Here is an 11861-nt window from a genome sequence, read left to right on the forward strand (position 1 = left end):
CTAAATTACAGAGATGGCTGAAAAACAAGGAATTGCAAGAGAAGAATTAGAAGAATATTTTGTAACCACAACGAAATGGGAAATAGCGATTTTTCAGACAGGAATCCTATATATAAAATAATCTATTGTTTGGTGTAGCTTTTTAATACAGTTTGATCAAAATATTGCATATGCCTATATTTTACGGCAAATCAAAAGAATCCATTTTGAAAAAACTTTGATCAAAATGGATTTTTACTTTATCGTTTTATATGTGTATAAAAAGTTTTATCATTTTTGTGATTTAAACCAATCAATTATACTCAGCATAATTCCGTGGCATCCGCCAGACTTGTATACAATTCCTACTTCCGATAAGCCATAACCATGATGTTTCATATGTATTGGTGTCATCAACATGATAGCAACCATTACGATCTGAGTAAGTACCATCACCGTTGCACCGACTGTAAGACCTCTTTTATTGATAGCTTTTTCACTTAGGGATCCCATCTTATTTCCATATTCATTCTCTTCGTCTGTCCGCTTCTATCATTCTTGCTATTTCTAATGGGTCGGGACGCAACATAACAAACAGGACAAGACCTGCTAAAATAAATGCTGTTGCTGATAATATAAATGGACATGCAAGTACCGGAACACCAATGGATACAGCAAATTTCACCATAATATCTACTAAGTTTGGCCCTGCCACACCCCCTTAAGTAACCATTTTATAAACCGAACGCTAACAAAGGAATCTTTTTAAATACATAAAACAATCAATGCTAACATTAGACTTAATTATTGATTTAGGATTAAAAGTTCGCCTTTGTTTTTATTAGGACCGACTGTTTAAAAATAATATTTCTATGTTATATTCTGTGATCCTTTTGGAAGTTTAGATAAAAATGGTTTGCATCGTTGTATACTCCAAATTTATATCCTTGCTCCTTATAAAATTTAATGATTTCAGGAAGCGCTTGTAATGTTTGTGATTTTTCATGCATCAAAACAACTTCTACATCTTCTGTTGTTTGTCTTTTTACATTTTCTATTATCTGATTTGGATTATCTTTTAATTCCCAATCACGAGAATCAATTGTCCAATCCCATACTCGTATATCAGATTTTGCAATTTGATTGCGAATTTCTTTACTCTTCAATCCTGGTGCAGAACCATACGGTGGGCGAACTAGTTTAGGATTTGTACCTGTAATATCATGTATAAGAGCTAACGTTTCTTTCATCTCTGATACAAATTGTCCTTTTTTATATAGTTTATCACTATTGTGTGACATACTATGTGCTCCAATATAATGTCCCTCTATTACTGCTCGTTTTACATTTTCCTGATAATTCGTATTTTGTAAATTACCACCTATCATAAAAAATGTTGCCTTAATATTTTGTTCCTTTAGTACTTCTAAAAATTGACTTGTTAATGCAGTAGGACCGTCATCAAATGTTAAATAAACAACTTTCCCAACTGGCTTTCCATCCGGTATTTCTTGCTTTTTTGGTGATGATTCATTTAGCTTTTCATGTAGTTGCGTATCCGTTGGAATAGAGTTGCTCTTTCCAATTAAAGAGAATATGAAAAAAGATATTGCTAGAGCAATTCCTAATGATATTACCACCTTAGTTATTACATTTATTTTATTCCTTGATTCTTTCATTATTTGTCTATCCTTTCTCTATTGACTATTAATATTAATTGTTAATAACGCTAACCCTTTCTTCGTGGATTCATTATTTTCAACCGTTTATTACAATAATTAGCTTAATAGAGAAAGATAAAGATAAAATGTAGATAATGTCGAAATCAGTTAAAGAATAATCCATTGTATTTACACTTTTAAATTATTCTCAAATTCAAAAATCACTAATTAATTTCCAATAAATATATGTGTATTGCGTTACATTTAATATATCTATACTAAAAAAATACTATTCTTCCTTGTTATACTATAGAAAGAATAGTGTGTTTGTTAGTAAGCAATAATTAATGCCATTCACTATACCAATTTGCGTTTTTCCCTTGGATTAATCACATCATTTATGCCTATTAATCACTTGTCATAATTCCCCGCTCATAAATAATATTTCACTTTTTTTCTTTATAAATAACTAAGGGATATGATTTTTTTATTCATCTTCCATTTTGCTTGACTGTGCTCGGGAAAGTGCCAAAGTTGCTACAATAGCGTATTTTAACTCCTAATGCGCCTATCTAGGTAACTGAAAAAAGAATCCTCCTCTGTGTCAAATATATATTCTTCTACATTTAGATCCGTTTTTAAAACAAGTGTATTTTTAGGAGATTCAATTACTCATGATCTTGTTTTATTGGACGAGGCTAATGTAGTAAGTGCTATGGGGAAATCAATTGGAGATGCTCATAAAGATGTTGAGCAAGTAGTTAACCAAAAGCCGAACGAAGATAAATATCCTATCGCTTACACCCGTTACATAGGAACGTGCGCATAATGTATTGCGCTATCATAATATTAATGATTTTAATGAAGGTTTTAAAGCGTTAGCGAAAAACGAACGAGTAAATTTCATCGACTTATCTCCGATATTCAAAAGATCTGTATGTGAAGGACTGCATACATTTTAAGCCTGAATTTTACTCAATTTGGTTGGATTACTTAAAAAATAAATTGAAATAAACCCTAAAAGGCATACAAAATACAGTGTGTATTATTTAAAACTAATACAAAAGGAAGCGAACTAATGCTACAAGCAATAATTCACTTCCTTTTTATTTATCACAACTCAAATTCTCTAAATTGATTAGCTTCCGAATAATTATTTAGAGATAGCAACATTATATTTTTTAAAGTTCCCTTCCTTCACTTTGTCTATTCTTTAAATGATTTATATCTTATCTGCATCTTATCTTTACCCCTAACAATTAATCTATATTTTGTAAACGACATGCTTATGCAAGTGACTATCGCTTACAAAATATAGGATTTGAGAGGAAGAAAAAAATGTTAAAGAAAGTATGTACTTGTTTAATGATGGGGGCTATTGCACTAACCTCCGCAGCTTGTGTAGATAATGGGACTGAAAAAACTTCGAATACAGTCACACAAAATACAGCTCATGAAAAAAAATCGGATGACATATATAAATCTATTTTTAAAAATAGTTTATTTTTTGGAGATTCTATTACAGAAGGAATTAATTACCAAGAATTAATCGATGATACAAATGTTATCGCTGATGCAGGTAAAGTTACAGTTATAGCCATAGAAGAAGATGTTGAAAAAGTAGTAGAAAAAAAGCCAGAACACATTTTTATGAGTTTTGGTATTAATGATTTACTGATGAGAATGGATCTTAAGGGTAACCCTATCGATAATCCAGTCAAGTATTCAATAGATAATTATTCCAAACTAATACAAAAAGTAAAGGAAAAACTTCCAAATGCAAATATCCACATTTTATCTGTAACACCTGTTACAGATAAAGCATTACAGGAGTATCCACAATATAAATATATTAATGATTATAATACGAAACTTAAAGAATTAGCAAAAGCTGAAAAAGCAGAATACATTGATTTATCCCCAATTTTTGACAAAAACACAGATTTACATGATGAAGATGGAGTACACTTTAAAGCTAATTATTATACGCAGCTACTCGACCTTTTAAAGATTTCTGTTAAGTAGTGGCCATAGATAAAAAATTTACAGTTCTATTAGAGGGACTGTAAATTTTTTCAAAAGTAAAGTTTAACTATTTAGGAGGTGACGAATCTTGGTATTCAGTAGCTTAATTTTTCTTTATCTATTTTTACCATTAGCAATTCTTTTATACTATATATCCCCTAAGGTTCTTCGGAACTTTGTATTATTTGGAGTCAGTCTAATTTTTTATGCATGGGGTGAGCCAGTATATATAGTAATTATGATATTCTCTACCCTATTTGACTATGTAAATGGAGTACTTATAGACAAATATAGAAGTCATAAGGGTATTTCAAAAGCTATATTCATTAATTCAATCATAATAAATTTAGGAATACTTGGATTCTTCAAATATTATGGTTTCGTAGTGGACAACATCAATACCATTTTTAACTTAAATATTCACGTTGAGACTCTCCCACTCCCAATTGGAATCTCTTTCTATACATTTCAAACCATGTCTTATGTGATAGACGTATATTTAGGTAATGTACCTGCACAAAGAAATATTATTTCTTTCGGTACTTATGTAACGATGTTCCCACAACTTGTCGCTGGGCCAATTGTAAAATACAGCGATATTGATAAACAATTACAAGATAGAAAAGTAACATTAGATCGTTTTGGCGAAGGAATGGAACTATTTATTAGAGGACTTGCACTAAAAGTACTTTTAGCTAATAATATAGGACTTCTTTGGACAAGTGTTAAAACAACGTCTATGTCAGAACTTACTATTCTAACAGCATGGCTTGGGATTATTGCTTTCGCCTTCCAAATTTATTTTGATTTTAGAGGTTATTCAGCTATGGCTCAAGGTTTAGGGAAAATGTTTGGTTTTGATTTTCCGGAAAACTTTAACTATCCCTATATATCCAAAAGTGTCACCGAATTCTGGCGTAGATGGCACATCTCATTAGGCTCTTGGTTTAGAGAGTATGTATACATCCCTCTTGGGGGGAATCGGTCAGGATTACTCAAACAGCTTAGAAATTTGTTTATAGTTTGGTTCTTAACAGGATTATGGCATGGAGCTAGCTGGAATTTTGTTGTTTGGGGGCTGTATTTTGGATTATTTGTAACATTAGAAAAGCTATTTCTTTTAAAATGGCTTAAAAATAGAATGCGTGTTATTGCACATGTGTACACACTTATCATCGTATTAATTGGATGGGTATTTTTTGAATTTGATAACTTATCAGTAGCAATTAGTTACATTGGAACAATGTTTGGCTTTAATCAAACTGCTTTCTTGGATAAGACTACACTCTATTATTTAACAACTAATTTTACACTATTTTGTATCTTAGCAATTTGTTCAACACCATTCCCCAAAAAAGCATTTGTATATTTAAGAGAAAAATTGAAATTGCCAGGTGCTATTTGTATTCCAATCTTTTATGTAATACTAGTAGGTCTGTCAACTGCATATTTAGTAAACGACACATATAATCCATTCCTATATTTTAGATTTTAATTTTTATCTATAGAACATAGATATCATATTTAGTTTGAAAGAGGTGAATTGCTTGAATCAGTACGAAAAAATATACAAATACACAATGGCGGGTTTGTTGTCGCTATTTATAGGTGGCATGTTCATTATTAATTTATTAACTCCAAATAAATCATTTTCAGAATCAGAGAATAGAAACTTAGAACAGTTACCAACGTTCTCTGTTCAAAATCTTTTAGATAAAAAATTCACTCCTAACTATGAAAAATATATTTCTGATCAGTTTGCATTTAGAGATCTTTGGATAAGCATGAAATCTGATATAGATCGAACAATAGGAAAAAAAGAAAATAACGGAGTATATATCGGTAAGAATGGTTTTTTACTTCAAAAATTTAATAAACCTGAAGATCAAGATATGAAAAGTAAAATTGAAGCAATAAATGATTTTCATCTTGCAAATCCAAATGTGCAAAAGCACGTCATGTTGGTACCTACGGCAATTAGTATTTTAGATAATAAACTTCCTAATTATGTTTCTCATGATGATGAGGTTACGTATATTGATAAAGTAAAGAAATCCTTGGATAAGGAAATCAATTTTATTGATGTATATCCTATATTGAGTTCAAAAAAGAATGAATATATATATTATAAAACCGATCATCATTGGACTACTAAAGGCGCGTATTATGCATACCTAGAGTTGAGTAAAAATATGAAATTTACTCCTACCCCAAAAGAGTCTTTCAACATAAAAAAAATTACTAATAGTTTCTATGGTTCACTATATTCAAAAGCAGGTTTTAGACATATAGATCCTGATAGCATTGAATTATACGAGCCTAAGGAAGCTATCAATTACAAAGTGGAATATGTCGATGAAGATAAAACCTCTAGATCCCTTTATGAGATGAATAACATCAAGAAAAAAGATAAATATACTGTCTTTTTCAACGGAAATCATCCATTAGTGAAGATAACAACTGACAATACGAATGGAAAAAATTTATTAGTTGTAAAAGATTCTTATGCAAATGCCTTACTTCCTTTTTTACTATCTCATTTTAGTGAAATTTATGTAATTGATCTTAGATACTATAACGATAACCTAAATATGTTTATACAAAAAAACAAAATCGATGAAATGCTACTGCTTTACAATGCAAATACTTTCTTTGAGGATTCATCTATAACTGATTTATCCGAATAAACGACAAGGAGAATTAAACCTATGAGAAATTTAATAAAATCTTTTAATATAAAATCTGTTATAACTATTTTTATTTGTACTATTACTCTAGTAGTTTTAAGTGGTTGTTCTGGAAAACAAGAAACATCTGGTAATCTTTCTGCTATAGAAATAGGAGAACAAATTGGTCACGCTACTAACTTAGAAGAAATGAAAGAAGGAGATAATAAAAAACTTCAAAAGTTATATAACATAAATACTGATGAAGTTGAAAATTTTGTTCTATTTACTGCCCCTACAAACATTAAAGCGGATGAAATTGCTGTGATTAAAGTGAAAGATATGAAAAATATAGACAACATGAAAGAGAAAATTTTAAATAGAATCGAAAAAAAATCAAAAAGCTTTAAAGACTATCTACCAGAAGAATATTTCTTAATAGAAAAACATGTTTTAAAAACCAAAGATAGCTATATTCTCTTAGCTATTTCAAAAGACTCTGATGAAATAGAAAAAACCTTTGATAAAGCCCTTAAATAAAATTGACTAAAATAGAGAGTGTTCCCCACTCTCTATTTTTTCTTGTATTAAGGACTTACCACAGCGATAATGTATTTAAATGCTTATATAGCTATTCATCTTTGCTTCTTTTACTATACAGCCTGACCACTTGAATTCCTTTTTAATCAACTGCTTTTTATGCCTTCTCTTCCCCAGTTTTAATGGTATTTCTTCAATCCATCGGTATTAACGGACTTAATCAATGAGGTTTCTTTATGTGAATTCACTCATAAAGAAGAAGCCCTGTTAACAATGAATAACTAAAAATGTTAAGACGGCGAAAACTAATTAAGAGAATGACTGACAAGTGAAGGAAATATTCCGTACAATACTCATAATTTAAAAGGGTTATTTACAAAGGTAGTCGAGTTTAAAAAAAGAAATAAATCAAATGATAAAACAGTATTTATAATATGTTATATAACCTACCTATATACCTATATAGATGAATTGTATGGAAAAATCGAATGAACAGTTAAACATAAGAAAGGAAACAATAAAACTTTTCATGGTATTACATTTTGTCTTTACTCTAACAAACCACAATTTTATATCAATACATTCGATAACGTAGTAGAGGATTTAGAAAACTTCCTTAAACTCTTTAAAGAAACTTTTAATATAAATGCGCTTATTAGTATGTACAAAAACGCTCGGTTAACTATGTACATTTTTGATTCCTACTGTATATTACAACTTTACATGGAGGGGCGAGCATGATAACCTTGTTCGGTCAGCCAGCCCTTGTAATAGCGGGCTTTTGGCTGCCGAATCATGTGAGTAGAGGTCTCCATGTTAAGTTGTAATTATTCATACATATGTATAGAGGAGCGCATTTTGAGCGAAAGTGTACATGCTTAGACAAGCAAAAATGTACATTTCGATACAGACATTTATACTTTAATACCCTCGATTCTCTATCAATGCACTATTTAAATTTATTCGAGGGTAAATTTGAAGCTGAAAATGAAGCACAATCTATCCTAGCTGAAATCGAATCAGAATATCATGGAGATTAAAGATTTCCTTAAGTGACTGTGCAGTTAACTCTACTATTAATTTTCTTCATTTGAGCAATATAATATTCAACATACAAAAAATACAATTCTTTCTGATTAAATCATAGAAAGAATTGTATTTTTAATTTAATTATTTTGTTAACTAATAAAATACTCAATAATACCATCAACAATACCCAGTTGTGTTTTTGCTTGAAATTCTGGTGAATTCATTCTTCTTTCATCATCCTCGTTAGAAGTAAATCCTAACTCAATTAAAATTGCTGGTGAAGAATTTGCCCTTAAAACAAGAAAATCACTACCTTGAACACCTCTGTCCCGAGTATCTATTTTTTTATTAAAAATAGATTTTTGCACAATTTTAGCTAATTGCTTATCTTTTCTTTTATTAGCTCCATAATGAGTTGTTATTCCTTTTACATTTGTATCCTCAAAAGCATCATGGTGAATGCTGATATAAAGATCCGCTGAATGGTCTTTCGCTACATTGACACGTGTTTGTAATTCTTCTTTTTGATTCGTTTCTGGAAGTAAACTAGTATCATGTTCACGTGTTAAAATAACTTTTGCATCCGTTCTATCTTCTAGCTCTTTTTTTATATTTTGAGCTACTTTTAAATTAAGGTTTTTTTCAATTGTTCCTAGGAACTTTCCTTCTGTCCCTTTATCTCTTCCACCATGCCCCGGATCAATTACAATTGTTTTTCCACTCAAGCGCAAATCTTCTTTTGATATATTTTTCTGTCCTTTAGCACTTATCAAGCTAAAGCCTGTCCCTATTATTAACATTATTATTATAAACAATATTGCTCTTTTATTCATTTCAACAATCTCCTTATCAGTTTTCAATTCATTTTCTAATGAAAATATTAATGAATACTGATAAAGATAAAATGCAGATAAGATCGATTTTGTTTAAAATTAAAAAACGTGTAAAATTAACATCTACACGTTTTTCTTTAAATAGAAGTAAAATAATACTCCATCTTCAGTATTTGATACACCATATTGTACACCATGTAACTCTAAAATATTTTTTGAAATAGCAAGCCCCAATCCTGTCCCACCTTTAGAACGTTGACGGGAGGTATCCCCTCTATAAAAACGATCCCATATTTTCTCTAAATGTTCTGGAGCGATATGTGTTCCTTTGTTCTCTACACGCACCTTCACACGTTCTTCTTCTTCAATAGTTGAAATAATAATATTTTCGTTTTCTGGTGTATATCGAATAGCATTGGTAATAAAATTCGTAATAACCTGTTCAATTCTATTTTGATTTGCAACTACTTCAATTTTAGAAAGATACTTACGAACATGCAATTGCTTATTTGTTATGTCTAAAGCTACTTGCTCGTATATATACTCTATAATCTCATCAATAAAGAAAACATCCATTTCCATCTTATACGTACCGGACTCAAATTTTGCTAGCTCCAGCATATCAATAATAAGCGTATCCATCTTATCTACTTCTTTTGACATTGCCTTAAAGTAATAATCTTTTTTATTACTAGCGACTCCGTCTTCCAAAATGGAAATACAGCTTTTCATGATACTTAAAGGCGTTTTTAATTCATGTGAAACACCGGCAATAAATTCTTTACGTGTATTTTCTAATTGTTTTTCTTTCTCAATATCTTCTTGTAGCTGAATAATATACGAATTCAAAGTTTTTGAAAGTGTATTAATATTGTGCGATAAATCGCCAATTTCGTCTTTGGTAGTAATAGGTATCATTTCCGAAAAATCTAAATCCGCGATTTTTTTTGTAGTATTATTTATTTGTAACAATGGTTTAGCAATTTTTTTGGAGTAGTAGAATGATACTAAAACGATAAGAATCAATACAAATATAATTAAATATACATAATAATCTTGAATCATCTGTACAGCTTCATCAACTGGTTGTAATGATGTCATAGCAAAAATATAATTTGTTTTACCATTTGAATCTTTTGTCGGTTTAATTATTATTTTATATTTAACACCATTCTCCTCATAATCCATTATTTCTGTAGAATCAACATTATTATGATTTTCATTCATAATTAAATTCACTTGAAACTGTTTTACCCTATTTAGCAATAAGCGATTGGTATAAAGAAAGTTTGTCCCTACAGTGCCCTGTGGCAATTGTACTCTCTTAATACTACCTACTAAATATATTTGTGAGTCTGATTTTGGAGTAGTTTCTGCAGTTTGTTTTCCATATAACATTTCTGATAGTTGCTTATTCTCTAGAACAACATTCCCATTTTCAACTGTTAAAATTGCAGGAACTATTGTTTCACCTTTTTGTACTCCATCAATAACGATTTGATTCCCCTGCTCTAAAAGAAACACAGTTCGATGTATATCTTCTAAATCGATAAAACTATACAATGGGATATGAATTACACGATTAGAGAAATTCTTGTTTTGAGAAGGATCTAATTGTATTTCTAAAGAAAAATCATTTGCAGTTTTAATATTTCCTAAACTATCTAACGTTGTTATCCATGATGTATTTTCTTGGTAGAAATTTTGTTCCAATTCTTGAATCGTTTTAGAATCATACTCAGCCTTTACATATGCTTTTTCAAAAGACTCAATACTTGTTTTAATATCATTGACCTTTCTGTTAGCATAATATTGCTTAAAAAACAGGGTTTGTCCAATAAAAATAGTAATTAATATAAGTGTACATAATGCTGTTGTTAGCAAAAATAATTTTAATACAATTCCTTGTTTCATACATTCCCCTCAAATTTATAACCAGCCCGGACAACAGTTACAATACAAGTTGCTTTATGTCCTAATTTATGACGTAAATTACGGATATGACTGTTGACTGTACGATCATCCCCAGCAAATTCATAACCCCAAATTTTAATTATTAATTGTTCTCTCGTAATAATAATCCCTCGATTTTGCATTAAATACGTTAATATTTCAAATTCGGTATGTGTCAGATTTATAGTTCCCCCATCTACAGTTACTGTACGAGAGGGAAAATGTACATGGATGCCGTTACTAGTTAAAATATCTTCATTTAATCCATTATCTGCAGAAGAATATCGACTTTCAATTAATCGTTTCGCTCTTGCTAATAAAATTGGTGGACTATAAGGCTTTGTAACATAATCATCTGCCCCCAGCTCAAAACCAAGTAATGTATCATCTTCATCCACACGAGCCGTCAATATAATAATGGGTACATCGGATGATTTACGTATTCTTCTACAAACAGACCATCCATCTAACTCTGGCAACATAATATCTAAAATAATTAAATGTACTTCGTGTTCTTCAAATATGGTTAAAGCTTCTTTTCCATCTGCTGCTTCTAACACATCGTAACCTTCATTTAATAAATAATCTTTAACTATTTCACGTAAAATATCTTCGTCTTCTACAATTAAAATTGTTTTTTGCATTATTTTTCTCCAATCTTTCTCTTATAATTACATTATTTTTTATTTCTATACTTTTCAATTTATAAATTTTACTATGCTTTTCCTCTAAATTCATTGTATCAAAATGAGTTATAGATATATTAAATTTAAATTCTACAGAAAATACTAAAAAATAATTAGAAATTTTACCATTGTTCTATTACGGCATGCATTTTATTTTTTAAGATTCTTTTAAAATTTGCAATATAAACATATAATATCTAGAAAATGTTATCCATTTACAATTAGAGGTACATTGTTATATCCAAAATTTCACATAAAAATGTCTACTTTTCCAATAAGCAGACATTTTTCTAAATCATATAATAATACTTTATTGGGAAATGTATTGGCGCAATTTTATTTTTGCTAAGTCTTTTGATTTGGATTCAGAAACATCCATATTTGCCACCTGAATTTGACCTTTCTCCATATCCAACTCAAATATGTTTAAATACAAAGCCCGGATAGCTTTACTATTCGTAAAATTTTCCGGGCTTCTTGTTATTTAGT

General features: G+C 30.0%; 9 protein-coding genes and 2 pseudogenes. 5 read left to right on the forward strand and 6 right to left on the reverse strand.

Going from position 1 to position 11861, the window contains the following annotated elements:
• Positions 1-336: 336 nt before the first annotated feature.
• Positions 337-700 (reverse strand): annotated as a pseudogene (locus ACYQ73_RS16950) (MFS transporter); the annotation flags it as partial.
• 154 nt (positions 701-854) lie between these two features.
• Positions 855-1658 carry a polysaccharide deacetylase family protein gene (locus tag ACYQ73_RS16955; protein ID WP_460013575.1) on the reverse strand — a complete coding sequence of 268 codons (804 nt, stop codon included), beginning with the start codon at positions 1656-1658 and terminating at the stop codon, positions 855-857.
• A gap of 670 nt (positions 1659-2328) precedes the next feature.
• Here ACYQ73_RS16955 and ACYQ73_RS16960 point away from each other — a divergent pair.
• The 5 genes from ACYQ73_RS16960 (at position 2329) to ACYQ73_RS16980 (ending at position 6871) form a co-directional block, all read left to right on the forward strand.
• Entirely contained in the window at positions 2329-2469 is a 141-nt protein-coding gene (locus tag ACYQ73_RS16960) for a hypothetical protein (protein WP_460013576.1), read from the forward strand.
• A 509-nt stretch (positions 2470-2978) separates the two neighbouring features.
• On the forward strand, positions 2979-3665 hold the full coding sequence (locus tag ACYQ73_RS16965) for a GDSL-type esterase/lipase family protein (protein ID WP_460013577.1): 687 nt from the start codon (positions 2979-2981) through the stop codon (positions 3663-3665).
• Positions 3666-3753: 88 nt separating this feature from the next.
• Positions 3754-5160 carry an MBOAT family O-acyltransferase gene (locus ACYQ73_RS16970; protein ID WP_460013578.1) on the forward strand — a complete coding sequence of 469 codons (1407 nt, stop codon included), beginning with the start codon at positions 3754-3756 and terminating at the stop codon, positions 5158-5160.
• Positions 5161-5212: 52 nt separating this feature from the next.
• Positions 5213-6352 (forward strand): DHHW family protein, encoded by a 1140-nt coding sequence (locus ACYQ73_RS16975; protein ID WP_460013579.1) that lies wholly within the window; start codon positions 5213-5215, stop codon positions 6350-6352.
• 21 nt (positions 6353-6373) lie between these two features.
• Positions 6374-6871, forward strand: coding sequence for a DUF4358 domain-containing protein (locus ACYQ73_RS16980; protein ID WP_460013580.1), 498 nt, complete (start codon positions 6374-6376; stop codon positions 6869-6871).
• Positions 6872-8049: 1178 nt separating this feature from the next.
• On the opposite strand, the gene ACYQ73_RS16985 is transcribed toward ACYQ73_RS16980, so the two are convergent.
• The 4 genes and pseudogenes from ACYQ73_RS16985 to ACYQ73_RS17000 form a co-directional block, all read right to left on the reverse strand.
• Positions 8050-8733 carry an N-acetylmuramoyl-L-alanine amidase family protein gene (locus ACYQ73_RS16985; RefSeq protein ID WP_460013581.1) on the reverse strand — a complete coding sequence of 228 codons (684 nt, stop codon included), beginning with the start codon at positions 8731-8733 and terminating at the stop codon, positions 8050-8052.
• Between the two features lie 123 nt (positions 8734-8856).
• Entirely contained in the window at positions 8857-10647 is a 1791-nt protein-coding gene (locus tag ACYQ73_RS16990; protein ID WP_460013582.1) for a HAMP domain-containing sensor histidine kinase, read from the reverse strand.
• Positions 10644-11330 carry a response regulator transcription factor gene (locus ACYQ73_RS16995; protein ID WP_460013583.1) on the reverse strand — a complete coding sequence of 229 codons (687 nt, stop codon included), beginning with the start codon at positions 11328-11330 and terminating at the stop codon, positions 10644-10646. The genes ACYQ73_RS16990 and ACYQ73_RS16995 overlap by 4 nt, the downstream gene beginning before the upstream one ends.
• 379 nt (positions 11331-11709) lie before the next feature.
• Positions 11710-11787: pseudogene (locus ACYQ73_RS17000) on the reverse strand (siderophore ABC transporter ATP-binding protein); the annotation flags it as partial.
• Between the last annotated feature and the right edge of the window lie 74 nt (positions 11788-11861).

The sequence above is a fragment of the Lysinibacillus sp. CTST325 genome (genome assembly GCF_054665055.1).

Coding starts and splice junctions, on each gene's coding strand:
- ACYQ73_RS16955 (WP_460013575.1), bottom strand. CDS start 1,658: ATGAAAGAATCAAGGAATAAAATAAATGTAATAACTAAGGTGGTAATA.
- ACYQ73_RS16965 (WP_460013577.1), top strand. CDS start 2,979: ATGTTAAAGAAAGTATGTACTTGTTTAATGATGGGGGCTATTGCACTA.
- ACYQ73_RS16980 (WP_460013580.1), top strand. CDS start 6,374: ATGAGAAATTTAATAAAATCTTTTAATATAAAATCTGTTATAACTATT.
- ACYQ73_RS16985 (WP_460013581.1), bottom strand. CDS start 8,733: ATGAATAAAAGAGCAATATTGTTTATAATAATAATGTTAATAATAGGG.
- ACYQ73_RS16990 (WP_460013582.1), bottom strand. CDS start 10,647: ATGAAACAAGGAATTGTATTAAAATTATTTTTGCTAACAACAGCATTA.
- ACYQ73_RS16995 (WP_460013583.1), bottom strand. CDS start 11,330: ATGCAAAAAACAATTTTAATTGTAGAAGACGAAGATATTTTACGTGAA.